At 62.0% G+C, this 24,668-nt stretch carries 22 protein-coding genes; 11 read left to right on the forward strand and 11 right to left on the reverse strand.

What is annotated here, in order from left to right; all coding sequences use genetic code 11:
• Positions 1 to 70: 70 nt before the first annotated feature.
• The 5 genes from ASC86_RS12940 to ASC86_RS12960 form a co-directional block, all read right to left on the reverse strand.
• Positions 71 to 1,063 (reverse strand): ABC transporter substrate-binding protein, encoded by a 993-nt coding sequence (locus ASC86_RS12940; RefSeq protein WP_056321500.1) that lies wholly within the window; start codon positions 1,061 to 1,063, stop codon positions 71 to 73.
• Between the two features lie 44 nt (positions 1,064 to 1,107).
• Complete coding sequence (locus tag ASC86_RS12945) at positions 1,108 to 1,980, reverse strand: ABC transporter permease (protein WP_056321503.1); 873 nt, start codon at positions 1,978 to 1,980, stop codon at positions 1,108 to 1,110.
• A complete protein-coding gene (locus ASC86_RS12950) occupies positions 1,977 to 2,849 on the reverse strand; it encodes an ABC transporter permease (protein WP_156387037.1) in 873 nt (290 codons plus the stop codon). Before ASC86_RS12950 ends, ASC86_RS12945 begins: the two co-directional genes overlap by 4 nt.
• Entirely contained in the window at positions 2,846 to 3,187 is a 342-nt protein-coding gene (locus ASC86_RS12955; protein ID WP_056321505.1) for a hypothetical protein, read from the reverse strand. The genes ASC86_RS12950 and ASC86_RS12955 overlap by 4 nt, the downstream gene beginning before the upstream one ends.
• Positions 3,188 to 3,379: 192 nt before the next feature.
• Positions 3,380 to 4,171, reverse strand: coding sequence for an ABC transporter ATP-binding protein (locus tag ASC86_RS12960; RefSeq protein ID WP_056321507.1), 792 nt, complete (start codon positions 4,169 to 4,171; stop codon positions 3,380 to 3,382).
• Between the two features lie 116 nt (positions 4,172 to 4,287).
• On the opposite strand from ASC86_RS12960, the gene ASC86_RS12965 reads away from it, so the two are divergent.
• On the forward strand, positions 4,288 to 4,707 hold the full coding sequence (locus tag ASC86_RS12965) for a cupin domain-containing protein (protein ID WP_056321510.1): 420 nt from the start codon (positions 4,288 to 4,290) through the stop codon (positions 4,705 to 4,707).
• 47 nt (positions 4,708 to 4,754) lie between these two features.
• On the opposite strand, the gene hydA is transcribed toward ASC86_RS12965, so the two are convergent.
• Together hydA and ASC86_RS12975 are read right to left on the reverse strand one after the other, a co-directional pair.
• Positions 4,755 to 6,212: a dihydropyrimidinase gene (gene hydA, locus ASC86_RS12970; protein ID WP_056321512.1), complete on the reverse strand. Its 1,458-nt coding sequence runs from the start codon at positions 6,210 to 6,212 to the stop codon at positions 4,755 to 4,757.
• Between the two features lie 120 nt (positions 6,213 to 6,332).
• Positions 6,333 to 7,586, reverse strand: coding sequence for a Zn-dependent hydrolase (locus ASC86_RS12975; RefSeq protein WP_056321518.1), 1,254 nt, complete (start codon positions 7,584 to 7,586; stop codon positions 6,333 to 6,335).
• Positions 7,587 to 7,814: 228 nt separating this feature from the next.
• Here ASC86_RS12975 and ASC86_RS12980 point away from each other — a divergent pair, with 228 nt between their 5' ends.
• Complete coding sequence (locus tag ASC86_RS12980) at positions 7,815 to 8,471, forward strand: TetR family transcriptional regulator C-terminal domain-containing protein (RefSeq protein WP_056321523.1); 657 nt, start codon at positions 7,815 to 7,817, stop codon at positions 8,469 to 8,471.
• Here ASC86_RS12980 and ASC86_RS12985 read toward each other — a convergent pair.
• From ASC86_RS12985 to ASC86_RS13000, 3 genes are all read right to left on the reverse strand, one after another.
• Positions 8,460 to 10,181, reverse strand: a complete 1,722-nt coding sequence (locus ASC86_RS12985; RefSeq protein WP_082510171.1) for an adenylate/guanylate cyclase domain-containing protein — start codon at positions 10,179 to 10,181, stop codon at positions 8,460 to 8,462. The two genes, ASC86_RS12980 and ASC86_RS12985, sit on opposite strands and share 12 nt — an antisense overlap.
• Positions 10,182 to 10,481: 300 nt before the next feature.
• The gene (gene preA, locus ASC86_RS12995) at positions 10,482 to 11,795 is read right to left on the reverse strand and encodes an NAD-dependent dihydropyrimidine dehydrogenase subunit PreA (protein WP_056321528.1); all 1,314 of its coding nucleotides are present in this window, start codon (positions 11,793 to 11,795) and stop codon (positions 10,482 to 10,484) included.
• Positions 11,796 to 11,810: 15 nt separating this feature from the next.
• Positions 11,811 to 13,172 (reverse strand): NAD(P)-dependent oxidoreductase, encoded by a 1,362-nt coding sequence (locus ASC86_RS13000; protein ID WP_056321529.1) that lies wholly within the window; start codon positions 13,170 to 13,172, stop codon positions 11,811 to 11,813.
• 203 nt (positions 13,173 to 13,375) lie between these two features.
• Here ASC86_RS13000 and ASC86_RS13005 point away from each other — a divergent pair, with 203 nt between their 5' ends.
• The 9 genes from ASC86_RS13005 (at position 13,376) to ASC86_RS13045 (ending at position 23,446) form a co-directional block, all read left to right on the forward strand.
• Entirely contained in the window at positions 13,376 to 14,329 is a 954-nt protein-coding gene (locus tag ASC86_RS13005; RefSeq protein WP_056321531.1) for a sugar-binding transcriptional regulator, read from the forward strand.
• 153 nt (positions 14,330 to 14,482) lie between these two features.
• Complete coding sequence (locus ASC86_RS13010) at positions 14,483 to 15,796, forward strand: sugar ABC transporter substrate-binding protein (protein ID WP_056321534.1); 1,314 nt, start codon at positions 14,483 to 14,485, stop codon at positions 15,794 to 15,796.
• A gap of 291 nt (positions 15,797 to 16,087) precedes the next feature.
• Complete coding sequence (locus ASC86_RS13015) at positions 16,088 to 16,960, forward strand: sugar ABC transporter permease (protein WP_056321537.1); 873 nt, start codon at positions 16,088 to 16,090, stop codon at positions 16,958 to 16,960.
• A gap of 12 nt (positions 16,961 to 16,972) precedes the next feature.
• Entirely contained in the window at positions 16,973 to 17,797 is an 825-nt protein-coding gene (locus tag ASC86_RS13020; protein ID WP_056321539.1) for a carbohydrate ABC transporter permease, read from the forward strand.
• A gap of 28 nt (positions 17,798 to 17,825) precedes the next feature.
• Positions 17,826 to 18,827, forward strand: a complete 1,002-nt coding sequence (locus ASC86_RS13025) for an ABC transporter ATP-binding protein (RefSeq protein WP_056321542.1) — start codon at positions 17,826 to 17,828, stop codon at positions 18,825 to 18,827.
• Complete coding sequence (locus ASC86_RS13030; protein ID WP_056321544.1) at positions 18,824 to 19,597, forward strand: L-iditol 2-dehydrogenase; 774 nt, start codon at positions 18,824 to 18,826, stop codon at positions 19,595 to 19,597. Before ASC86_RS13025 ends, ASC86_RS13030 begins: the two co-directional genes overlap by 4 nt.
• A 22-nt stretch (positions 19,598 to 19,619) precedes the next feature.
• Positions 19,620 to 21,104, forward strand: a complete 1,485-nt coding sequence (locus ASC86_RS13035; protein WP_056321547.1) for a mannitol dehydrogenase family protein — start codon at positions 19,620 to 19,622, stop codon at positions 21,102 to 21,104.
• A 75-nt stretch (positions 21,105 to 21,179) separates the two neighbouring features.
• A complete protein-coding gene (locus ASC86_RS13040; RefSeq protein WP_056321548.1) occupies positions 21,180 to 21,866 on the forward strand; it encodes an HAD family hydrolase in 687 nt (228 codons plus the stop codon).
• Complete coding sequence (locus ASC86_RS13045; RefSeq protein WP_056321551.1) at positions 21,866 to 23,446, forward strand: FGGY-family carbohydrate kinase; 1,581 nt, start codon at positions 21,866 to 21,868, stop codon at positions 23,444 to 23,446. The genes ASC86_RS13040 and ASC86_RS13045 overlap by 1 nt, the downstream gene beginning before the upstream one ends.
• 303 nt (positions 23,447 to 23,749) lie before the next feature.
• Here the strand turns inward: ASC86_RS13045 and ASC86_RS13050 are convergent, their stop codons facing one another.
• The gene (locus ASC86_RS13050) at positions 23,750 to 24,544 is read right to left on the reverse strand and encodes a response regulator (protein WP_056321553.1); all 795 of its coding nucleotides are present in this window, start codon (positions 24,542 to 24,544) and stop codon (positions 23,750 to 23,752) included.
• Between the last annotated feature and the right edge of the window lie 124 nt (positions 24,545 to 24,668).

The following is a 24,668-nucleotide window of genomic DNA, read 5'->3' on the forward strand; positions in this document are numbered from 1 at the left end:
GCTCGGCTCAGGGCCGAGCATGACGGAAGAGAGGGTGGCGGACCTTGCCATTGTCGCCTGACGAAGGCGGTTACTTCAGTGCTTCGTCGGTGATTTCGTGGGTCCAGGCGCCTTCCGGCTCCTTCGAGATGACCGGATCGGAGCCGCCGGCCAGAAGCGAGGCGACGGTGCGCTTGTAGTCGGCCTCGTCCAGCGCGCCGTTGGAGCCGGCGGTCAGCTTGGCGACTTCGCCCATCATGAACTTCTGGTGGGCTTCGGTCTGGGCGCCGGTCGAGTCGTTTTCGAGAACGATGCCGGCTGCTTCATCCGGGTTCTGTTCGGCATATTTCCAGCCCTTCATCGAGGCGCGCACGAACTTGACCATCTTTTCCTTGAAGGCCGGGTCCTTCAGCTTGTCTTCCAGCACATAGAGCCCGTCTTCCAGTGTCGCCACGCCCTGGTCTTCGTATTTGAAGGTCACGAGGTCTTCCGGCTTGATGCCGGCATCGAGCACCTGGCCGTATTCGTTATAGGTCATGGTCGAGATGCAGGCGGCCTGCTTCTGGATCAGCGGATCGACGTTGAAGCCTTGTTTCAGCACGGTCACGCCATCCGGCCCGCCCTGGGTCGGGATTTTCAGGTGGCTCATCCAGGAGAGGAAGGGATATTCGTTGCCGAAGAACCAGACACCGAGCGTCTTGCCCTTGAAATCTTCAGGGCCCTTGACGCCGGATTCCTTCAGACAGGTCAGCATCATGCCGGAGGACTTGTAGGGCTGGGCGATGTTGACGAGCGGCACGCCCTTTTCGCGGGTGGCAAGGGCAGAGGGCATCCAGTCAACGATGACATCGGCGCCACCGCCGGCAATCACCTGCGCAGGCGCGATATCCGGGCCGCCCGGCTTGATCTCGACGTCAAGGCCTTCTTCCTCGTAGAAGCCCTTGTCCTTGGCGACGTAATAGCCGGCGAACTGGGCCTGCGTGACCCATTTCAGCTGCAGCGTCACCTTGTCAGCTGCCATGGCCTGGAAGGCAGAAAGCGAAAATGCGCCTGCGAGCAGCAGGGATGCCAGTTTTGTCTTCATTTTCAGTTCCCTCTTATTATGCCCGGCCTTGTGGACGGGCCATTTTATGACGTCTGGCCACCACGGACAGACGGATGCCAGAACGTGACGGCGCGTTCGACGAGCGCGACGATCCCGTAGAAGGCGGAGCCAGCCACCGCGGCGACCGCGATTTCGGCCCAGACCATGTCGACATTCATACGGCCCACTTCGGTCGAGATTCTAAAGCCCATGCCGACGATCGGCGTGCCGAAGAATTCCGCCACGATGGCGCCGATGAGGGCGAGCGTGGAATTGATTTTGAGTGCATTGAATATGAATGGCCACGCCGCGGGAAGACGTAATTTTATCAATGTCTGGAACCAGCTGGCAGCATAGGTGCGCATCAGGTCCTTTTCCATCGAGCTTGCGGCCGCAAGGCCGGAAACGGTGTTCACCAGCATCGGGAAGAAGGTCATGATCACGACGACCGCGACCTTCGACTGCCAGTCGAAACCGAACCACATGACCATGATCGGTGCGACGCCGACGACCGGCAGCGCCGAGACGAAATTGCCGAGCGGCAGCAGGCCCTTTTGCAGGAAAGGCGAGCGATCGATGGCGATGGCGACGAGGAAGCCGAGGCCGCAGCCCATGATGTAGCCGGTGATGACCGATTTCAGGAACGTCTGGCGGAAATCCGCCCAGAGCGTCGGCAGCGAGTTGATCAGCCGCGTCCAGATCATCGAGGGTGGCGGCAAGAGCACCGAGGGGATGTTGAAGCCGCGGACGATGCCTTCCCAAAGCACGAGAATGCTGGTGCCGAACAGCAGCGGCACGGCAAGGCGGATGATGCGCTGGAGCGTGTGATCCTTGGTGCGGATGCGCACCAGCCATTCGTTGATCGCCCATGCTGCGAGCCAGAAGGCGATGGCGCCGTAGAGGAAACCGGAGGTCATGGCCGCGCTCCCATGCGTTTGAGGACGGCGGTATGGGCGGCGCCGACGATGACGACGAGCACGGCGGCCAAGGCTGCCGCCATGAACAGCGCCGACCATATCTGTACCGTCTGGCCGTAATAGGAGCCAGCCAGCAGGCGCGCGCCGAGCCCGGCGACGGCCCCGGTCGGCAGTTCGCCGACGATGGCGCCGACCAGCGAAATGGCGATCGCCACCTTCAGCGAGGTGAAGAGATAAGGCATCGAGGCCGGCCAGCGCAGTTTCCAGAAGGTTTGGGCGGAGGAGGCGTTATAAGTGTGCATCAGGTCGAGCTGGATCTGCTCGGGACTGCGCAGGCCCTTCACCATGCCGACGACGATCGGGAAGAAGCTGAGATAGGTCGAGATCAACGCTTTCGGCAGCAGGCCGGAGATGCCGATGGCATTCAAGACGACGATGATCATCGGGGCGATGGCGAGGATCGGGATCGTCTGGCTGGCGATGACCCAGGGCATCAGCGAGCGATCCATGGCGCGGTTGTGGACGATGCCGATGGCCAGCAGGATGCCGAGCACCGTGCCAATGCCGAAGCCGACGAGTGTGGCCGAAAGCGTGATCCACGCATGATAGACGAGGCTGCGCTTGGAGGTGATCGGCTTGTTGACGGTGGTATCCCAGATTTCCGCGATGACTTGATGCGGTGCCGGCAGGACCGGGCGCTCCTGGAACATGGTCTTTGGCACGATTTCCGAAAAGGTGATGGTGGTTCCGGCGCGGGCGGCGGTGTCACGCTCGAAAGGCGCGTTGAGATAGACGGCGGCCACATACCAGATGGCGACGATGGCAAGCACGATCGACAGGACGGGGAGGAATTTTTCACGCATGGTCATGACGAGGCACCTCCGCCCGTCGGAAACAGCATCAGGGCCATGGCGACGAAACCGAGTGCGACGCCTGCGATCTGCGTGGTCGTCAGCCGTTCGCCGAAGATGGCGAAGGCGATGATGTTGACGAGCAGCAATTGGGCGATGGCCGAGGCGGAGATGGCAAGGCCGAGCCCGCCCTCCCGCATCAGCCGCACCATCATCAGGTTGCCGACGCAATAAAGGCCGAGGGAGAACAGCAGGATGAGGATGTTGTTGTTGGCGACGTAATAGCGCGATGCGGTCGCGGCGCTCAGGAAAACCGCCATGGCTGCGGCAAGCCAGACAATGAAGGCGGGGTTCATGGGCGGGCCTGCGCGGTATCGTTGATTTCTTGTGTGAGATGATTGCCGTGTGGCCTACCCACCTCTGTCAGCTTTGCTGACATCTCCCCCTCAAGGGCGGAGATCGGGAGCAAGAGGTGGCCTCCTGCCAATCTCCCCCCTTGAGGGGGAGATGTCACGAAGCGACAGAGGGGGGTATTTCCGACCAAATCCCTACTCGTCATAGCTGTGCCCCGCTCTCAGGCCGTCGCGCACACGGCTGGCGATTTCGAGGAATTCGGGGGTTTCGCGTATATCGAGCGGCCGTTCGCGGGGCAGGGTGGATTCGATGATGTCGGTGACGCGGCCGGGGCGGGGGCTCATGACGACGATCTTGGTGGAGAGATAAACGGCTTCGGGAATGGAATGGGTGACGAAGCAGATCGTCTTGTTTGTCCGGTCCCAGAGTTCCAGCAACTGTTCGTTCAGATGGTCGCGGACGATTTCATCGAGCGCGCCGAAGGGTTCGTCCATCAACAGCAGATCGGCGTCGAAGGCGAGCGCGCGGGCAATCGAGGCGCGTTGCTGCATGCCGCCGGAAAGCTGCCAGGGGAATTTCTTGCCGAAGCCGGAGAGGTTCACGAGGTCCAGCGTGCGGGCGATGCGCGCTTGCTGCTCGGCTTTAGAGTAACCCATTATCTCCAGCGGAAGGGCGATGTTCTTCTCGATCGTGCGCCAGGGATAAAGCGCCGCCGCCTGAAAGACATAGCCGTAGGAGCGGTTTTCGCGGGCGCTTTCCGGCGTTGTGCCGTTGACGGTGATCGAGCCGGCAGTCGGCTTTTCGAGATCGGCGATGACACGCAGGAAGGTCGTCTTGCCGCAGCCTGAGGGGCCGATGAATGAGACGAAATCCCCCTTCTTCACGTCAAGATTGACGCCGGTAAGCGCCGTGACCGGGCCGTCGCCGGTCTCGAAGGTCAAGCCGAGGTCGCGCGCGGAGACCACCGATGCGAGATTGGACGTCATGGCCGCTCCTGCGCTTGCCCCGGAAGATTCTTCGTGAAGCCCTGCGGCTTGCTGTTTTGAAATATCGTACGTCATATTTTCCATTTACGGTATGGTGCCGCAGGGGAGGATGAGGGATGTCCGAGGAAGTTTTGGCGAAGCCGACCTGCCACGTGGTACGCACGGGGCATACTTACGACGGCAAGCAGGGGTTGAGCTATTTCGAGGGTATTTCGGCTGAGGCCGTCGGGGCGAAGGGCATCTGCATGCACCTTCTGACGATCCCGCCGGGCGGCCGCGCCAAGGCGCATATGCACGAAAGCCATGAAACGGCGATCTACATGCTCTCCGGCGAGGCCCACACTTGGTACGGCGACCGGCTGGAGCATCACGTGGTCGTCAAGGCCGGCGAAATGTTCTACATTCCGGCCGGCGTGCCGCATCTGCCGGCCAATCTTTCGGATGCCCCCTGCAGCGCGGTGATCGCGCGGACAGATCCCAACGAACAGGAAAGCGTGGTGCTGCTGCCGGAACTGGAAGCGCTGGTCAGTTTTTGACGATCGGCTTTCGGGCGCGGGACGCGGTGGTAATGGCATTCGGGGTTTCACACCCCGCTCGCCGGAATGCCTGACCGTTCCACCTTGCGCGGTGCCGTGAGTTCCTTCCAGGTGGAAAGCGCCTTGTTGACGGCGGCGAAGGGCTCGCGGGAAACGAACTTGCCGTGGCCTTCCTGCGTCTTGACCGTGCCGTCTTCGATGGCGACCACGCCACGGGTGAGGGTGTAGCGCGGCAGGCCGGTCACCTGCTTGCCCTCAAAGACATTATAGTCGATCGCCGATTGCTGGCTCTTGGCGGAGATGGTCTTGGAGCGCTTCGGGTCCCAGACGACGATATCGGCATCGGCACCGACAAGGATAGCGCCCTTGCGCGGATAGACGTTGAGAATCTTGGCGATGTTGGTGGAAGTGACGGCCACGAACTCGTTCATGGTGATGCGGCCCGTCGCCACACCATAGGTCCAAAGCATCGGCATGCGGTCTTCGAGGCCGCCGGTGCCGTTGGGGATTTTGCGGAAATCGCCCGCACCCGTCCGCTTCTGCTCGGTGGTAAAAGCGCAGTGATCGGTCGCGACCACTTGCAGCGAACCTGAGGACAAGCCCGCCCAGAGGCTGTCCTGATGCTGCTTGTTGCGGAAGGGCGGCGACATCACGCGGCGGGCGGCATGGTCCCAGTCCTTGTTGAAATATTCCGTCTCATCCAGCGTCAGATGCTGGATCAGAGGCTCGCCATAGACGCGCATGCCGTTCTGCCGGGCGCGGCGGATGGCTTCATGCGCCTGTTCGCAGGAGGTGTGGACGACATAGAGCGGCACGCGGGCCATGTCGGCGATGATGATGGCGCGGTTGGTGGCCTCGCCCTCGACGGAGGCGGGGCGCGAATAGGCGTGGCCTTCGGGGCCGTTATTGCCTTCATCCATCAGCTTCTGCTGCATGGCGGCGACGACGTCGCCATTTTCGGCGTGGACGAGGGGCAGTGCGCCAAGCTCGGCGCAACGCTGGAACGAGGCGAACATCTCGTCGTCGTTCACCATCAGCGCGCCCTTGTAGGCCATGAAGTGCTTGAAGGTGTTGATGCCCTTCTCCTGCACGACGGTCTTCATGTCGTTGAAGACCTGCTCGCCCCACCACGTCACAGACATATGGAAGGAATAGTCGCAATTGGCGCGGGTCGATTTGTTGTCCCAGCGTTTCAGCGCGTCGAGCAGCGACTGGCCGGGGTCGGGCAGACAGAAATCGACCACCATGGTCGTGCCGCCGGCCAGACCGGCGCGGGTACCGCTTTCGAAATCGTCGGAGGAATAGGTGCCCATGAAGGGCATTTCGAGATGCACATGCGGATCGATGCCGCCGGGCATGACATAACAGCCGGTGGCGTCCAGCGTCGTGTCGCCCGAAAGGTTCGGGCCGATCTCGACGATCTTGTCGCCTTCGATCTTGACGTCCGCTTTGTAGGTCAGGTCCGCCGTGACGATCGTTCCGCCCTTGATGACTGTGGTGGTCATGACTGCTCCCTTTTGTTCTTCACTGGCGCTGGCCGGCCATAGGCAGATGGCGTTCACCGCGCATGTAGATGTCGTCGGACAAAACAGGGTCGGGAACGGCGCGATTATCGCGCCGTTCCCTCATTCCACGATCCCCGCCGTCTCCACGACCGCATGGAACAGCACGTCGCAACCGGCGGCGGCCCATTCCTTGGAGATGTCTTCCGCTTCGTTGTGGCTGAGGCCCCCGACGCAAGGGCACATGACCATCGTTGCGGGCGCCACCTTGGCGGCCCAGCAGGCGTCGTGGCCGGCGCCGGAGATGAGGTTCATGTGGCTGTAGCCGAGCTTTTCGGCGGCGGTTCGGACGGCGGTTACCAGTGTCGGATCGAAGGTCACCGGCGCAAAATGGCCGATGGCCTCGATGGAACAGCCGACCCCGAGCGCTTCTGTGATCTTCGGCGCCTCGGCCTCGATTTTCGCCCGCATGCGGTCGAGCTTGGCCTTGTCCGGCGAGCGGATGTCGACCGTGAACACTACCTTGCCCGGCAGGACATTGCGGGAATTCGGCGAGAAGAACACCTGGCCGACGCCGCCGACGGCGCCCGGCTGTTCGCCCATGGCGACATCCTGCACCATCTCGATGATGCGCGACATGGCAAGACCGGCATTGACGCGCATGTTCATCGGCGTCGAGCCGGTATGGGCTTCGCGGCCGGTCAGGGTGAATTCCAACCACCACAGACCCTGACAGTGCGTCACCACGCCGATCTGCTTGTCTTCGGCTTCGAGGATCGGACCTTGTTCGATGTGATATTCGAAATAGGCGTGCATTTTTCGCGCGCCGACTTCTTCGTGGCCCAGCCAGCCGATGCGCTTCAGCTCATCGCCATAGGTCTTGCCCTCGGGGTCCTTGCGCCCGTAGGCGTAATCGAGCGTATGCACGCCGGCAAAAACGCCGGAGGCGAGCATGGCGGGGGCGAAACGCGCGCCTTCCTCGTTTGCCCAGTTGGTGACGACGATCGGGTGCTTCGTCTTGATTCCGAGATCGTTCATGGTGCGCACGACTTCCAGCGCGCCGAGCACGCCGAGCACGCCGTCATATTTGCCGCCGGTCGGCTGGGTGTCGAGATGGCTGCCGACATAGACGGGCAGCGCATCCGGGTCGGTGCCCGGACGGGTGGCGAACATGGTGCCCATCCGATCGACGCCCATGGTGAGGCCCGCGTCCTCGCACCACTTCTGGAAAAGGTGGCGGCCTTCGCCGTCCTCGTCGGTCAGGGTCTGGCGATTGTTGCCGCCGGCTATGCCGGGGCCGATCTTCGCCATGTCCATAAGGCTGTCCCACAGGCGGTCGGCATTGACGCGCATGTTCTCGCCCGGCGCTGCTGCCATGGCTCAACTCCTCATCAGTTTTTCAAGGGATGCGCCTTGCGCGTCCCGCAGTTCCCGTTGATCAAATCGGGGCTGTTTTTTGGATCGCCCTTCGATCAGTCGTTGCCTTTATATGTGAACTGACTGATAATTTGACCGGTTGGTAAACATTACAACTTCCATTGCCGCACTCAAGACGGAAAATGGAAAAATCGGCTTCTTTCGGATCGCGGTGAAGCAGGGGGAAAGATGGTACTTCCGAGGGCTGCCAGAACACAACGGCGAACCCGCATTCAGGAAGAAAAGGAAGAGCAGATCCTCGAGGCAGCACTCGAGGTTTTCGCGACTCACGGTTTTCGCGGCAGCACCATCGACCAGATCGCCGACGTGGCGGGCATGTCGAAGCCGAACCTGCTCTATTATTTTCGCACCAAGGAGACGATGCACCGGGCGCTGATCGACCGGGTGCTGGACACGTGGCTCGATCCGCTCCGGGAATTCGATGCGGAGGGAAACCCGGCGTCGGAAATCCGCAGCTATATCCGCCGCAAGTTGGAGATGGCGCGGGATTTTCCGCGCGAAAGCCGGCTGTTCGCCAACGAAGTGCTGCAGGGTGCGCCCCATATCGAGGACGAGCTGACAGGGCCTTTGAAGGCACTGGTGGACGAGAAGGCCGAAGTCATCCGCTCCTGGGCGCGGGCGGGCAAGATCGCCAAATGCGATCCTTACCACCTGATCTTCGCGATCTGGTCGACCACCCAGCATTATGCCGATTTCGACGTGCAGGTTAAGGCCGTGCTCGGTGAAGCCCATTCGGGAGAAGGGCGCTTCGAGGATGCGGCGCGCTTTCTGGAGCAGTTGTTCATCGGCGGTCTCGCGGTGGCGCAGGAGCCGTCAGCGACCTGATTTTTCCGGGCTTTTCTCGGGGCGCGACGGTATCGCTCCGTTCTGGCTCGCAGCCGGCGGGCTGGCGGCCTTTTCGGCCAGCAGAGGCTCGAATTCCTCCGCCTTGTAGACGATCAACGTTTCGAGCGTGCCGGCGCGGCCGCGGATGGCGATATGGTAGCTCTCATGGCCGGAGAGCGGCAGGCCGGCATAGCGCACCAGGTCGGCCGAGACCGCGAGTTGCGCGTCATATTCCTTGGCGAAACCCTCGAGCCGGCTTGCGGCATTGATCGTATCGCCGACCGCCGTCAGCGACGAGGCGCGGCCGTAGCCGATCTGGCCGATGATCGCCGGCCCGGCATGCATGCCCATGGCGATGCGCAGGGGCTGATCCAGTTCGCTCATGAAATTGCGGTTGAGAACTTCGACGTTGCGGGCGATCCGGGTGGTGGCGTTCAAGGCCTGCTGGCAGGCCGTTTCGATGCCGGTGTTGAGGCCGAAGATCGCAAGAGCGCCATCGCCGATGAACTTGTCGACGACGCCACCAGCGCTTTCCACAGCTTCCCCGATCATCTCGAAATAGCGGTTGAGCAGGAAAACGGTGTCGAAGGGAAGCTGCTGCTGCGACAGCCGGGTGAAGTCGCGCAGGTCGCAGAAGAGCACGGCGATGCGGCGTTCGCGGCCGGCGGCTTCCTCGGCATTCGGACCAGAGGAAACGCCGACATTATCGGCGCCGAGCACGGGGGCGATGGACACATTGTGGTTGGGACGAAGCTGGCAGGCGAGGCGCACGTTTTCCGGCGCCTTGATACGGGCGAGCGTATTGCGCTCGGCCTCACCGGGGGCGGGCAAGCCTTCCATCCCTTCGAGAATGCGCACGCGGCAGGTGGAACAGCGGCCACGGCCGCCGCAGACCGAGATATGCGGAATGCCGGCGGCGCGGCTGGTTTCGAGCAGGGTGAAGCCGCGTGCGACCGAGATGCTGCGGCCATCCGGGTAGCTGACGCGGATTTTGCCGTTGGCGGGCAGGGCGCGCAGGAGCAGCGTGCCGCCGACCGAACCGAAGAGCGTGGCATAGATCCAGAAGCGGATATCGCTCAGCAGGGCAAAATCCGCCCGGTCCTGCATGAACCAGGCGTGGGAGGGCTGGCCGAGCGAGCGTGCACCGACCGAAAAGCCGAGCAAGGCCAGCACCGGCACGAGCAGTGCCACGGTGTAAAGCAGAAGCTGATAGCGCGGGTACCAGGCCCGGCCGCGCATCCAGAACCAGAAGCCGAGACAGCCGTGGGTCCAGGCAAAGACAAGCGCGACCGACTGGCGCACGGCATCGGGCGGACGCGCCCAGAGATTGGGCAGCACCTCGTAATAGCTGGCGGCATAGCCGGAGAGCATCCATTCGATGCGGGTGCCCACCACATGCGGCACCAGCATGAAGGGCAAAGCGAGGCCGAAGACGATCTTCAGCGCCTCGCGCGGCGGCATGCGCAGGGTTTGGCGGCCATAGATGCTTTCGAGCGCCAGCACGAAATGGGTCAGCAGCGAGCCGTAGAGCAGGACCGTGCCGAGCCAGTTGCGCCAGAGGATGTTGAAGAGCGTGCGGCCCTTCTCCATGGCATCGACTGAGATGAGGCCGAGCGCGTGATTGAGGAAATGGGTAAGCAGAAACAGCCCGAGACAGACACCTGTGATCAGGTGCAGCCGTTTGCGGGGAATTTCCGTTTTCAATTTCAAGAGCGTTTCCGCGCGTTTGTGCGTTTCTTCTTAAACTCCTTATTGACGAGTTCGCTCCGCGCGACAATGCCTGTTTTGTAGACGCATCGTCTCGTTTTCGTGATGAATGCGTGTTCGTGGAGGGGAAATTCGCTGCGCACTCCGAGCAAGTTCCGCCCCTCATCCGGCTTGTCGGCCACCTTCTCCCCGTAAAACGGGGAAAAGGAAGAAGCGGCAACCTCCGTCATCCCCTCGCCCCGCGTGCGGGGAGAGGGGTAGGGTGAGGGGCAAAAACCCTCATCTTGGCGAAACCGAAGCCTCTTATTCCGCGGCCTGGCGGGCCATCGGGTTGTTCGGATGCGTCGTCCAGTTGGCGTAGTTCGGATCGACGATCTTGCCGGTGCGCTCGTCGAGCGTGCCGGGCTCAAGCCCGACCATGGTGATGCAGTTTTCGACCGGGCAGACGTTGACGCAGAGATTGCAGCCGACGCATTCGTCCTCCATCACCTCGAAGTGCCTGACGCCATCGACGAACTGGGTGATCGCCTGATGCGAGGTATCCTCGCAGGCGATGTGGCAGCGGCCGCATTTGATGCAGGCATCCTGATCGATATGGGCCTTGGCGATGTAGTTGAGGTTCAGGTACTGCCAGTCGGTGACGTTCGGAACGGCGCGGCCGCAGATGTCGTCGAGGCTGCGGTGACCCTTTGTGTCCATCCAGTTGGAGAGGCCGGTGATCATCTCCTGTACGATCTTGAAACCGTAGGTCATGGCGGCAGTGCAGACCTGCACGTTGCCGGCCCCGAGCGCCAGGAATTCCGCCGCATCGCGCCACGTCGTGATACCGCCGATGCCGGAGATCGGCAGGCCGTAAGTCTCCGGATCGCGGGCGATCTCGGCGACCATGTTGAGCGCGATCGGCTTCACAGCCGGGCCGCAATAGCCGCCGTGGGTGCCCTTGCCGCCGACCGTCGGGTTCGGGGCGAAGTTGTCGAGATCGACGGACACGATCGAGTTGATCGTGTTGATCAGCGACACGGCGTCGGTACCGCCGGCCTTGGCGGCGCGGGCGGGTTTGCGGATATCGGTGATGTTGGGCGTCAGCTTGGTGATGACCGGCATGCGGGTGTATTGCTTGCACCAGCGCACGACCATCTCGATATATTCCGGCACCTGCCCGACCGCGGCACCCATGCCGCGTTCCGACATGCCGTGCGGACAGCCGAAGTTGAGTTCGATGCCGTCGGCGCCGGTTTCCTCGACCAACGGCAGGATCGCCTTCCAGCTTTCCTCCTCGCAGGGCACCATGATCGAGGCGATCAGGGCGCGGTCCGGCCAGTTCATCTTCACCTGCTTCATTTCGCGCAGGTTGGTGTATAGGTCGCGGTCGGTGATCAGCTCGATATTGTTCAAGCCGAGCAGGCGGCGGTCGGCGCCCCAGATCGCGCCGTAGCGCGGGCCATTGACGTTGACGACGGGCGGGCCTTCCTCGCCCAGCGTCTTCCAGACGACGCCGCCCCAGCCGGCCTTGAAGGCGCGCTCGACATTGTAGGCTTTGTCGGTCGGCGGTGCCGAGGCGAGCCAGAAGGGGTTCGGCGATTTGATGCCGACGAAATTGTTGCGCAGGTCAGCCATAGCTCATTCCTCCCTTCAGGCGACGGCAGTGACGGGCTGCGTGGCAGCCATCAATGCGCGGTGGATCGATTCTGCGGCATCACGACCGTTGGCGACGGCCGAAACGGTCAGGTCCTCGCCGCCGACGATGCAGTCGCCGCCGGCCCAGACACCGTTCATGGAGGTGCGGCCTTCCGCATCGACCGCGATCCGGCCGCCCTCAAGGGCGACGGTGCCGAGGCCGTCGGCCTCAAAGGTCTGGCCGATGGCCTTCAGAATCTGGTCGGCGACGATGGCACCGCTTTCGCCGGTCGTGACGAGACGGCCGTCAGCCAGGGTGGTGTAGTCGAGCTCGATGCCGGCGACCTTGCCGTCACGGGCAAGGATGCGTTTCGGCTGCAGCCAGTGGCGGATCGAGACGCCCTTGGCCGCGGCTAGATCCTGCTCGAATTCGGAAGCGTTCATATGCTCCTTGCCGCGGCGATAGCAGATCGTCACTTCCTCGGCGCCGAGAAGCTTGGCCTGCACGGCGGCGTCGATCGCGGTCATGCCGCCGCCGATGACGACGACACGGCGGCCGACGGCTACATCCGCCTTGGTTTCAGACTGGCGAAGCGCGGCGATGAAATCGACGGCATCATCGACGCCGGCCAGAGTTTCGCCTTCGGCCCGCAGTGCATTGACGCCGGAGAGGCCGAGGCCGAGGAATACGGCATCATGCTTTTCGAGCAAGTCCGAAATGCTGAAATCACGGCCCAGCATCTGGCCGTTGCGACAGTCGATGCCGCCGATCGACAGCACGTAATCGACTTCCTTCTGGGCGAAGTTGTCGGTCGATTTGTAGGTGGCGATGCCATATTCGTTGAGGCCACCGGCCTTTTCGCGGGCATCGTAAAGCACGACGTCATGGCCCTTCACCGCAAGGCGGTGGGCGCAGGCGAGGCCGGCTGGGCCGGCGCCGACGACGGCGATCGATTTGCCGGTCGGTTCGGCGCGCTGATAGAACTGGTGATTGTCGCGCATGGCGATGTCGGTGGCATAACGCTGCAGCCGGCCGATCTCCACGGGGCGTTGCTCGGCGGTGTTGCGCACGCAGGCCTGCTCGCAGAGCGTTTCGGTGGGACAGACGCGGGCGCACATGCCGCCCAGAATGTTCTGGTCGAAGATGGTGTTGGCCGAGCCGATCGGATTGCCCGTCGATATCTGCCGGATGAACAGCGGAATATCGATGGAGGTGGGACAGGCCGTCATGCAGGGCGCGTCGTAGCAGAAGTAGCAGCGGTCGGAGGCGACCAGCGCCTCGTGGTCATCCAGCGGTGGATGCAGATCGGCAAAATTCCGGACGTAATCGGCCTGATCGAGCCGCCCGCCGACAATGCCGTTTTCAGTCGTTCCCATTTTATTGCTCCCAAATGTCAATGCCTCAGGATGTTGAAACGGTAACACGGAAAATTTTTTTATCAAACGGTAAAAATTCGCAGATCAAAATGCTTGAAAATGCCGTGCCGCAAGGGGTTGGGCCAGAGGCGAGGGGAAGCGCGCGCATCGTTCGTTTGACAGGAGCGCCTAAAAAATGGCAGCACCTGGGGAAGGAGAAAAACATGGCGCGCAGGGCGGAAGCAAACAACAAACTGGACGATGCCGCACGCGCTGGCTGGCTCTATTACGTGGCCGGCCGGACGCAGGACGAGATCGCCGCGACGATGGGCATTTCGCGCCAGTCGGCACAGCGGCTGGTGTCCCTCGCCATGGCCGAACGGCTGATCAAGGTGCGGCTCGACCACCCGATCGCCGCCTGTCTGGAGCTTGGCCAGCGCCTTCGTGAAAAATACGATCTGCGCCATGTGGATGTTGTACCGAGCGACCCCGGCTCGTCTTCGACCACGGTCGGCATCGCCGAGGCGGGGGCGGCGGAAATCGAGCGCTGGCTGAAATCGGCCGAGCCGCTGGTCCTGGCCATCGGCACCGGGCGAACGCTGAAGGCGGCGATCGACCAGCTGCCGGCGATGGACTGTCCGCAGCACCGCATCGTGTCGCTGACCGGCAATATCGGGCTCGACGGGTCGGCCGCCTATTACAACGTCATCTTCTCCATGGCCGATGCGGTGAAGGCGCGGCATTTCCCGATGCCTTTGCCGGTTCTCGTCTCCTCGGCCGAGGAGCGGGCGCTGCTGCACAATCAGCTCCTGGTGAAGTCGGCGCTGCAACTCGGCGCCGAGGCCAATGTCGCCTTCGTCGGCGTCGGCGAACTCGGCGACAAGGCGCCGATCTGCGAGGACGGCTTCCTGGCGAAGGACGAGATGCTGAAGCTGATGGCCGAGGGGGCCGCCGGCGAGATCTGCGGCTGGATGTTCGACCATGACGGCAAGCTGCTGGAAGGCAGCATCAACGAGCGCGTCGCCTCCGTTCCCCTGCCGTCGCGTGACACGGCGGCGGTGATCGGCATGGCCAAGGGCGAGCGCAAGCGGGCAGCTCTTGCGGCCGCGCTGAAGGGCCGGATCATCAACGGTCTGATCACTGACGAATCGACTGCGTCGTTTTTGCTCAATCAATGAGCTTTTGCCCGAAATAAATCTTCCTTTTTAAACAGCGGCTTGTCCATTGCCTTCGGCGCTGCAGCAACGAATGGCGATTGACAAATTTCGCCTATTTGTGAGTAATTGCCCTTGAGCGAGGCAAATGCTCATAACTCTTCTGGGAGGAAGAATATGAAATTGAAAACTTTGTTGCTGAGCGCCTGCTCGGCAGTCGTCTTTGCAGGTCTGGCCCAGGCCGAGACCCTCACCATTGCGACGGTGAACAATGGCGACATGGTCCGCATGCAGGGCCTGACCGAAGACTTTACCAAGGCGAACCCGGATATTCAGCTGGAGTGGGTTACCCTTGAAGAAAACGTGCTGCGTGAGCGCGTCACCACCGACATCGCCACCAAGGGTGGCCAGTATGACGTCCTGACCATCGGCACCTATGAAGTTCCGATCTGGGCCAAGCAGGGCTGGCTCCTGCCGCTCGACAATCTCGGCGCCGACTACGACGTCGACGATCTGCTCCCGGCCATCCGTTCGGGCCTGACCGGTGACGACGGCAAGCTTTATGCTGCCCCGTTCTACGGCGAAAGCTCCATGGTGATGTACCGCAAGGATCTGATGGAAAAGGCCGGGCTCACCATGCCTGATGCCCCGACCTGGGAGTTCATCAACGAAGCGGCCCGCAAGATGACGGACCGTGCCAACGACATCAACGGCATCTGCCTTCGCGGCAAGGCCGGCTGGGGCGAGAACATGGCGTTCCTGACCGCCACGTCCAACGCTTTCGGCGCCCGCTGGTTCGATGAAAACTGGAAGCCCCAGTTCGATCAGCCGGAGTGGAAGAACACGCTCGATATGTATGTGAAGCTGATGAACGACGCCGGCCCGCAGGGCGCTTCGTCCAACGGCTTCAACGAAAACCTGGCGCTCTTCCAGCAGGGCAAGTGCGGCATGTGGATCGATGCCACGGTGGCTGCGTCCTTCGTAACCAACCCGAAGGATTCGACCGTGGCCGATAAGGTCGGTTTCGCCCTCGCCCCGGACACCGGTCTCGGCAAGCGCGGTAACTGGCTGTGGGCCTGGAACCTCGCCATCCCGGCAGGTACCCAGAAGGCGGCATCCGCCGAGAAGTTCGTGTCCTGGGCAACGTCCAAGCACTATCTCGATCTGGTAGCCGAGAAGGAAGGCTGGGCAAACGTTCCTCCGGGCACGCGCACCTCGCTCTACAACAACCCCGAGTACCAGAAGGCGGCTCCGTTCGCCAAGATGACGCTTGATAGCATCAACGCCGCCGACCCGAAGAACCCGTCCGTCAAGCCGGTGCCGTATGTCGGTGTCCAGTTCGTCGCGATCCCGGAATTCCAGGGTCTCGGCACGACGGTCGGACAGCTGTTCTCGGCGGCGCTTGCCGGTCAGATGTCGGTTGACGATGCGCTGGCGCAGGCCCAGACGGCCGCCACCCGCGAAATGACCCGCGGCGGCTACATCAAGTAAGGTTCCTTCCCAAGGAAAGGCGATCCGGGTGCTCTCCGGATCGCCGCTGAACCCGGCGTCATCGGCGTGAGCTTTCACGGCAAGGCGTTAATGACGCCGGGGTTTTCGATCCGATAATGAAATCAGGGTTGCTGCGAAAAACCCCTCCCCAGACCTCCCCCGCAAGGGGAGGGAGTCTACGGAGCAAGGCTGGCGGCAGAGGCTCGGCATCCTCGATCAACTCCCTCCCCCTTGTGGGGAGGGTTGGGGAGGGGCCTTCGATAACCTGGAAACAGTGGGAGGGACATTGCAATGGCGACACATAATACCCGTGCGCTGGCACGCTGGATGATGGCCCCATCGGTCGGGCTTCTCCTGATCTGGATGATCGTACCGCTGGCGATGACGCTGTGGTTCTCCTTCCAGAATTACAATCTGCTCAATCCGGGCAATGTCAGCTGGGCCGGGCTGTTCAACTATCAGTTCTTTTACACTGACCCGGCCTTCTTCCAGTCGATCTGGAACACGCTGGTCATCGTCGTCGGCGTGCTCGCCATCACCGTCATCGGCGGTATCGCGATCGCGCTGCTGCTCGACCAGCCGATGTGGGGGCAGGGGCTTGTTCGTATTCTCGTGATCTCGCCGTTCTTCGTCATGCCGCCGGTCGCGGCGCTGGTGTGGAAGAACATGATCATGCACCCGCAATACGGCGTCTTTGCCGATATTAGCCGCTTTCTCGGCTTTCAGCCGGTCGACTGGTTCGGGCAATATCCGCTGTTGTCGATCGTCATTATCGTCGCCTGGCAGTGGCTGCCCTTTGCGACGCTCATTCTGCTCACCGCGCTGCAATCGCTCGACGGCGAGCAGAAGGAAGCAGCCGAGATGGACGGCGCCGGCTTCGTCAATCGCTTCATCTACCTGACGGTGCCGCATCTCGCCCGCTCGATCACGGTCGTCATCCTGATCCAGACGATCTTCCTGCTGGGCGTCTATGCCGAAATCCTCGTCACCACCAACGGCGGACCGGGCTACGCATCCACCAACCTGCCGTTCCTGATCTACCGCACAGCACTTCTCGGCTACGACGTCGGCGGCGCTTCGGCCGGCGGCATCATCGCAGTCATCCTCGCCAATATCGTCGCATTTTTCCTGATGCGTGCGGTCGGCAAGAACCTCGACAAGTAAGGAGGCAGAACCATGGCTCGTGCAGTTTCAAAGAGAAGAACAGTGTTCTTCACGATCGTCGCCTGGATCGTCGCGCTCCTGATCTTCTTCCCGATCCTCTATACGATCATCACCTCGTTCAAATCCGAGACCGAGGCGATCCAGGGCTTCAACCTGATCCCGTCGGGCACCATCGAGAGCTATGCGGCCGTGCAGGCGCAGAGCAACTACTTCAAGTTCTTCCTGAACTCGGTGATCATCTCGGTGGGCTCGACGCTATTGGCCCTGATCATCTCGGTGCCGGCGGCCTGGTCGATGGCGTTTTCGCCGACCAAGAAGACCAAGGACATCCTGATGTGGATGCTGTCGACCAAGATGATGCCTGCGGTCGCCGTGCTGGTGCCGATCTACCTGTTGTTCCGTGACTTCGGCCTGCTCGACAACCGGTTTGGCCTGACCGTGATGCTGACGATGATCAACCTGCCGATCGTCGTCTGGATGCTCTACACCTACTTCCGCGAAATTCCGGGCGAGATTCTCGAAGCCGCGCGGATGGACGGGGCCTCCCTCTGGAACGAAATCGTCCACGTGCTGACGCCGATGGCGGTTCCGGGCATCGCCTCCACGCTTCTGCTCAACATCATCCTGGCGTGGAACGAAGCCTTCTGGACCATCCGCCTGACGACCACCAACGCGGCGCCGCTCACGGCCTTCATCGCGTCCTTCTCAAGTCCGCAAGGCCTGTTCTGGGCCAAGCTCTCGGCGGCCTCGACGCTCGCCATCGCCCCCATCCTGATCATGGGATGGTTTTCACAAAAGCAGCTCGTGCGCGGCCTGACCTTCGGCGCCGTGAAGTGAGCAAGAACAAGACAAGCGGGAGCGAAACATGGGCAATATCAAGCTGAGAAAAGTCAACAAGTCTTTCGGTGCGACCACGGTCATTCCGGGCATCGACCTCAATATAGAAGACGGGGAGTTTGTCGTCTTCGTCGGCCCCTCGGGCTGCGGCAAGTCGACGCTTCTGCGCATGATCGCCGGCCTTGAGGATGTCTCAAGCGGCAAGATCGAGATCGACGGCAAGGACGTAACGGAAGCGGCACCGGCAAAACGCGGGCTTGCCATGGTCTTCCAGTCCTACGCGCTCTATCCGCACATGACCGTGAAGAACAATATCGCCTTCCCGCTGAAGATGGCGAAGACCGATCCTGCCGTCATCGAGAAGAAAGTGGCGGATGCCGCCCGCATCCTCAATCTCACCAATTATCTCGAACGCCGTCCGGGACAGCTTTCGGGTGGTCAGCGCCAGCGTGTCGCCATCGGCCGTGCGATCGTGCGCGAACCATCCGCTTTTCTTTTCGACGAGCCCCTGTCGAACCTCGACGCGGCGCTGCGCGGCACGATGCGGCTCGAAATCAGCGAACTGCACAACCAGCTGAAGACGACGATGATCTACGTCACCCACGACCAGGTGGAAGCCATGACCATGGCCGACAAGATCGTCGTCTTGAACGCCGGTAATGTCGAACAGGTGGGCTCGCCGCTCGATCTCTATCACAAGCCGAACAACCTCTTCGTCGCGGGCTTCATCGGCTCGCCGCGCATGAATTTCGCCACGGGCGCTATTTCGCAGCCCTATGGAGCGCACACCATCGGCATCCGGCCGGAACATCTACGTCTCTCGAGGGAAGGTGGAACCTGGAAGGGCACGGTAAGTGTGGCGGAACATCTGGGTGCCGATACCTTCCTGCATATCAAGACCGAGGGCATGGGTCAGGTGACGGCCCGCGTCGGCGGCGATTTCGGCGCCGAGCATGGCGACACCGTCTACCTCTCGCCCGACGAAGGGCGCGTGCACCGCTTCGATGAAAAAGGAATGGCAATCCGATGAAACGGCTTCAGGGAAAGAACGCGCTGATCACGGGATCGGCGCGCGGGATCGGTCGCGCCTTCGCGCAAGCCTATATCCGCGAAGGGGCAACGGTGGCGATCGCCGACATCAATCTTGCGCGGGCAAAGGCGACGGCCGATGAACTCGGCCTCTCGGCCTATGCCGTGGAGATGGATGTGACCGATCAGGTCTCGATCGATGCAGCTATCTCAGCGGTCGTCGCCAAGGCCGGGGGGCTCGACATCCTCGTCAACAATGCCGCTCTCTTCGATCTCGCCCCGATCGTCGAGATCACCCGCGAGAGCTACGACCGGCTGTTTTCGATCAACGTCGCGGGCACCCTGTTTACGATGCAGGCGGCGGCGAAACAGATGATCGCGCAAGGGCGCGGCGGCAAGATCATCAACATGGCAAGCCAGGCCGGGCGGCGTGGGGAAGCCTTGGTTGCGGTCTATTGCGCCACCAAGGCGGCGGTCATCAGCCTCACCCAGTCGGCGGGCCTCAACCTCATCAAGCACGGCATCAACGTCAATGCGATGGCACCGGGCGTCGTCGATGGCGAGCACTGGGACGGGGTCGATGCGCTGTTTGCCAAATACGAGAACCGGCCGCGCGGCGAGAAGAAAAGGCTCGTCGGCGAGGAAGTGCCCTTCGGACGCATGGGCACGGCGGAAGACCTGACGGGCATGGCGATTTTCCTCGCCTCAGCCGAGAGCGAATACGTCGTGGCCCAGACCTACAATGTCGATGGCGGCAACTGGATGAGCTGAGGCTCATCGAAAGGAAGATGACATGACCACGAAACTTTCGCTCGCCAATCTTAGCGCCATCAAGGAGACCGCCGCCGTTCCCGCCTATGAACGGTCCGATCTCAAGGCCGGCATCGTGCATTTCGGCGTCGGCAATTTCCATCGCGCCCATCAGGCGATCTATCTCGACGATCTGTTCAACACGGGCAAGGGCCATGACTGGGCGATTGTCGGCGCCGGCGTACTGCCGTCCGACGAGACGATGCGTGCAAAGCTTGCCGAGCAGGATTACCTGACGACCGTGGTCGAGCAGGACAACAACAAGAGCGCCGCCCGTGTCACCGGCCCGATGATCGATTATTTGAGCCCCGGCAATCCGGACGCGACCATCGCCCGGCTTGCCGATCCGGCGATCCGTATCGTGTCGCTGACCATCACCGAAGGTGGTTATTTCATCGATCCTGCTTCGGGTCTCTTCAACCCGAAGCACCCGGCGATCGTTGCGGATGCAGAAAACCCGTCGGCGCCGAAGACGGTCTTCGGGCTGATCATCGCCGGCCTGAAGGCGCGCAAGCAAGCGGGCGTCGTGCCGTTCACGGTCATGTCCTGCGACAACATTCCCGGCAATGGCGAAGTGACCCACGCCGCCGTTTCCGGCCTTGCCCGCCTGTCCGATCCGGGGCTGGCCGACTGGATCGACGCCAATGTCGCCTTCCCGAACGGCATGGTCGACCGCATCACGCCCGCGACCGGTCCGCGCGAGATCGGCATCGCCGCTTCCGATTATGGCATCGACGACAACTGGCCGGTGTTCTGCGAAGAGTTCAAGCAGTGGGTACTGGAGGACAAGTTCACGGCCGGACGACCGGCGCTGGAGGATGTCGGCGTCCAGTTCGTGGCCGATGTCGCACCCTATGAGCATATGAAGATCCGTATCCTCAATGGCGGCCATGCGGCGATTGCCTATCCGGCGGCCCTGCTCGATATCCACTTCGTCCATGAAGCGATGGAGGAGCCGATCATTCAGGCTTTCCTCGACAAGCTGGAGCATGACGAAATCATCCCGATCGTGCCGCCGGTGCCGGACACCAACCTGCACGACTATTTCAAGCTCGTGGAAAAGCGCCTGTTCAATCCCAAGATCGGCGACACTATCCCGCGCCTTGCACAGGACGGCTCCAACCGCCAGCCGAAATTCATCCTGCCCTCGACAGCCGACCGGCTGAAGCGCGGCGAGGATGTCGTTGGCCTGGCGCTGGTGTCGGCGCTGTGGTGCCGTTACTTCGAAGGAACGACCGATAGCGGCAAGCCGATCACCTTCAACGATGCCAGTGCCGACCGGTTGCAGGAAGCCGCCCTGAAAGCGAAGGATAATCCCGAGGCCTTCCTTGCGCTTTCGGATATCTTCGGCGAAGTTGCCACATCCGATCTGTTCCGGAGGCGTTTCGCACATGCGCTGCAAACGCTCCGGGGCAAGGGCACGCGGGCGACCCTGCAGCTCTATCTCGACGGAAAGCTTGGGGATTGACATCATGACGCCTCGCCCCCTGCGTAACCTTGTGGCTGCTCCGGTTTGGGGCGCCATGACGCGAGGGGCTGTTTGATGACCGTACCCAAGCTGGTGATCTTCGATTGTGATGGCGTGCTGGTCGACAGCGAGCCCTTGTCGCTCGAGGTGCTGGTCGGCATTCTCGGCAATGCCGGCGTCGAGATGGATGCCGAGGAGGCGACGGAGAAATTCCTCGGCAAAAGCCTGAAAAGCATGTCGGCGATCCTGCATGACGATTACGGTCTTGCCGTCGACGACCGTTTTCTCGAGCAGATGCGGCTTGATCTCTATCGGCGTTTTCGCGCGGAATTGCAGCCGGTGCCGGGCATCGCCGAGGCGCTGGACGAACTCGATGTGGCGCGCTGTGTCGCCTCGTCCAGCCAGCCGGAGCGCATCCGCCTGTCGCTGACCATCACCGGGCTGATCGACAGGCTGGAGCCGCATATCTTCAGCGCCAGCATGGTCGAAAACGGCAAGCCGGCGCCCGATCTCTTCCTGCACGCGGCCGCCAGCATGGGCGTCGAGCCCGAGGCCTGCATCGTGATCGAAGACAGCCCGGCCGGTGTTCAGGCGGCGAAGGCTGCGGGCATGCGGGTTTTTGCCTATACCGGCGCATCCCATGCCAAAAGCGAACGTCATCGCAATTCCCTGCTGTGCCTCAAGCCGGACGTGGTGTTTGACGAGATGCGTGATTTGATCCACTTTGTTCACCAAGAACAAAGGGATGGGAACACCGCTTAATGCGCGATCTGCTTGTTGCCGTCGATATCGGGACCGGCAGCGCCCGCGCCGGTATCTTCGACCGGCACGGCAGGCTGCTGGCCCGCGCCGATTACCCGATCGCCATGAACCGGCCGGAAGAAAACCACGCCGAGCACGATTCTGAGAACATCTGGCAGGCCGCCTGCATCGCCGTGAAGACGGCGCGCGCGAAGGCGGATGTGCCGGCCTCATCGATTGCCGCCATCGGCTTCGATGCGACCTGCTCGCTCGTCGTGCGCGACAGGGAGGGCGCGCCGCTCTCCGTCAATCGCAAGGGCGATCCGCGCTGGGATACGATCGTCTGGCTCGATCACCGGGCATTGGCCGAGGCCGATGCCTGCACGGCGACCAACCACCCGATCCTTGCCCATTCCGGCCGCGTCATGTCGCCGGAAATGGAAATGCCGAAGCTGATGTGGCTGAAGAAGAACCTGCCGGAGCAATGGAAAAAGACCGGCTACGTCTTTGATCTCGCCGATTTCATGTCGTGGCGGGCGACCGGCAGCCAGGCCCGTTCGCGCTGCACGCTGACGGCCAAATGGAACTATCTGGCCCACGAGAAGAACGGCTGGAATGCCGGCTTCCTGAAGGAGATCGGCCTTGAGGATCTGCTGGAGCGCGGCGGCCTGCCGCAGGAGACGGCGGCGGTCGGCCAGTCCGTCGGCACGCTGACGGCGGCCGCCGCGATGGAACTGGGGCTTGACGAGGAGTGCCGGGTCGCGACCGGTCTCATCGATGCCTATGCCGGCGCCATCGGCGTGCTCGGCGGCTTTGCCGGCGATACCGGCACGCTGCAGCGGCGGCTGGCGCTGATTGCCGGCACATCGAGCTGCATCGTCGCCTTTTCTCCAGAGATGAAGCCGGGCTTCGGGCTCTGGGGGCCTTATTTCGAAGCGGGCTTTGCCGGCGCCTGGCTGGTGGAAGGTGGGCAGTCGGCAACCGGCGCGCTGCTCGATCACGTCGTGCGCAGCCACAGCGCCGGCGGCGATCCAAACCCGGATGTGCATGCTCGCATCGTGCTGCGCATTCAGGAGATGCGCGCCGAGCAAGGCGAGGATTTCGCCAGCCGCCTGCATGTACTGCCGGATTTCCACGGCAACCGCTCGCCGCTGGCCGATCCGCATGCGCTCGGCGTCATCAGCGGGCTGACGCTCGACAGCTCCTTCGATGCGCTTTGCAGGCTCTACTGGCGCACCTGCGTCGCCATCGCGCTCGGTGTGCGCCATATCCTCGATATGATGCGGCAGGCGGGCTACGACCTCGACACACTCCACGTCACCGGTGGCCATGTGAGGAACCCGCTGCTGATGGAACTCTACAGCGACGCGACGGGCTGCCGGGTGGTGGTTCCGCATGTGAGCGACGCCGTGCTGCTCGGCACTGCCATGGTGGCTGCGGTGGCCGGCGGTCTTTACAGTGACCTGTCGGCAGCAGGTCAGGCGATGTATCCCGGCGGGCAGGAGCGGCGGCCGGACCCTCAAAAGCGTGATGTCTATGAGCGGGACTACCGGAAATTCCTGGCGCTCTACCGCCACCGGGCAGAGCTGGAAGCCTTGTAATCCTGCCTTTCCGGCCTCTCAAAGTTTTTTACTTTTTTCTTCGAACACCGGAACCTTTTTCCGGCGGCGCCGTTAATGCGGTGTCCGGATAGGGTTCGCATCGCCCCCAATGCGAACACCCCAAAAAAATCCGGCTATCAGCTCACATGCCCCCTCGGTGAGTTGTCGATATCAGCCAGTGCCTTCCCCCGGCACTGGCTGTTATCTTTTTCGGGGCTCCTCAACCTGCATCAGCATGCAAAAACGCCCAGCCGGCGTTCGATCCGGCTGGGCGCGATGGAGCGCAAGGAATACCGCCTGATATCAGGCGGCGGCCTTGGTCGACTCGTTGAAGAACAGTGCCTGACTGATCAGGGCCTTGACCATGTCCGGGTTGAACGGCTTGGTGACGAGGAAGGTCGGTTCGGGCCGTTCGCCGGTCAGGAGCCTTTCCGGGAAGGCGGTGATGAAGATTACCGGGATCGCCGTGTTCTGGAGAATTTCGTTCACGGCGTCGATGCCGGAGCTGCCGTCCGCCAGCTGGATATCGGCAAGCACCATCGAGGGCCGGGTGGACTTGAACAGCGCTACCGCCTCGTCGCGGGTGCGGGCGATGCCGGTGACGCGGTGGCCGAGGCTTTCGACCATCTGCTCGATGTCGATAGCGATCAGCGGCTCGTCCTCGATGATCATGATATCGGTTGCGACCTGACGCGAGATTTCCTCGGAGGCGCGTTCGAGAAGCCGGCTGACGTGTTCCTCGGTGGTGCTCAGCACTTCCGCGGTCTCATCGGTGCGGAAGCCTTCCACCGAGACGAGGAGGAAAGCCTGACGTGCGAGCGGCGAAACCGAGGCAAGATTGATCGATGCGCGCTTTTCCCAGGCGAAGGGCGAAACCGGCTCCGGGATCATCACCGAGGCGGAACCAAACAGCCGGGTATAGAGTTGAAACAGCGAAACCCTGTCGCTGCTGGTGTTCGGAAAAATGGTGACGTCTGCGATCAGCGCTTCGAGAACGGCGGCAACATAGGCGTCCCCCGAAGTCTGCGAGCCCGTCAATGCCCGCGAGTAACGCCGCAAATAGGGCAGCAACGGAGCGATACGGGTAGAAAGTGACATGCAAATACTCCCTCAAACTGGCCTGGGTTCTAAATGGCCAGGACGGCGGAAAAACGCATCGTCAAAAAAAAAGTTCCGCTTGTGGAACATTTTTTTTCACCGCGCATTATCGGCTCGAATGACC

Origin of the sequence: Rhizobium sp. Root1212 (genome assembly GCF_001424985.1) — a bacterium.
Taxonomy (GTDB): Bacteria; Pseudomonadota; Alphaproteobacteria; order Rhizobiales; family Rhizobiaceae; genus Pararhizobium.

Coding starts and splice junctions, on each gene's coding strand:
- ASC86_RS12940 (WP_056321500.1), bottom strand. CDS start 1,063: ATGAAGACAAAACTGGCATCCCTGCTGCTCGCAGGCGCATTTTCGCTT.
- ASC86_RS13000 (WP_056321529.1), bottom strand. CDS start 13,172: ATGGGAACGACTGAAAACGGCATTGTCGGCGGGCGGCTCGATCAGGCC.
- preA (WP_056321528.1), bottom strand. CDS start 11,795: ATGGCTGACCTGCGCAACAATTTCGTCGGCATCAAATCGCCGAACCCC.
- ASC86_RS13005 (WP_056321531.1), top strand. CDS start 13,376: ATGGCGCGCAGGGCGGAAGCAAACAACAAACTGGACGATGCCGCACGC.
- ASC86_RS13050 (WP_056321553.1), bottom strand. CDS start 24,544: ATGTCACTTTCTACCCGTATCGCTCCGTTGCTGCCCTATTTGCGGCGT.
- ASC86_RS13045 (WP_056321551.1), top strand. CDS start 21,866: ATGCGCGATCTGCTTGTTGCCGTCGATATCGGGACCGGCAGCGCCCGC.
- ASC86_RS12965 (WP_056321510.1), top strand. CDS start 4,288: ATGTCCGAGGAAGTTTTGGCGAAGCCGACCTGCCACGTGGTACGCACG.
- ASC86_RS12980 (WP_056321523.1), top strand. CDS start 7,815: ATGGTACTTCCGAGGGCTGCCAGAACACAACGGCGAACCCGCATTCAG.
- ASC86_RS12955 (WP_056321505.1), bottom strand. CDS start 3,187: ATGAACCCCGCCTTCATTGTCTGGCTTGCCGCAGCCATGGCGGTTTTC.
- ASC86_RS13010 (WP_056321534.1), top strand. CDS start 14,483: ATGAAATTGAAAACTTTGTTGCTGAGCGCCTGCTCGGCAGTCGTCTTT.
- ASC86_RS13030 (WP_056321544.1), top strand. CDS start 18,824: ATGAAACGGCTTCAGGGAAAGAACGCGCTGATCACGGGATCGGCGCGC.
- ASC86_RS13025 (WP_056321542.1), top strand. CDS start 17,826: ATGGGCAATATCAAGCTGAGAAAAGTCAACAAGTCTTTCGGTGCGACC.
- ASC86_RS13015 (WP_056321537.1), top strand. CDS start 16,088: ATGGCGACACATAATACCCGTGCGCTGGCACGCTGGATGATGGCCCCA.
- ASC86_RS12950 (WP_156387037.1), bottom strand. CDS start 2,849: ATGACCATGCGTGAAAAATTCCTCCCCGTCCTGTCGATCGTGCTTGCC.
- ASC86_RS12960 (WP_056321507.1), bottom strand. CDS start 4,171: ATGACGTCCAATCTCGCATCGGTGGTCTCCGCGCGCGACCTCGGCTTG.
- ASC86_RS12945 (WP_056321503.1), bottom strand. CDS start 1,980: ATGACCTCCGGTTTCCTCTACGGCGCCATCGCCTTCTGGCTCGCAGCA.
- hydA (WP_056321512.1), bottom strand. CDS start 6,212: ATGACCACCACAGTCATCAAGGGCGGAACGATCGTCACGGCGGACCTG.
- ASC86_RS13040 (WP_056321548.1), top strand. CDS start 21,180: ATGACCGTACCCAAGCTGGTGATCTTCGATTGTGATGGCGTGCTGGTC.
- ASC86_RS13035 (WP_056321547.1), top strand. CDS start 19,620: ATGACCACGAAACTTTCGCTCGCCAATCTTAGCGCCATCAAGGAGACC.
- ASC86_RS13020 (WP_056321539.1), top strand. CDS start 16,973: ATGGCTCGTGCAGTTTCAAAGAGAAGAACAGTGTTCTTCACGATCGTC.
- ASC86_RS12975 (WP_056321518.1), bottom strand. CDS start 7,586: ATGGCAGCAGCGCCGGGCGAGAACATGCGCGTCAATGCCGACCGCCTG.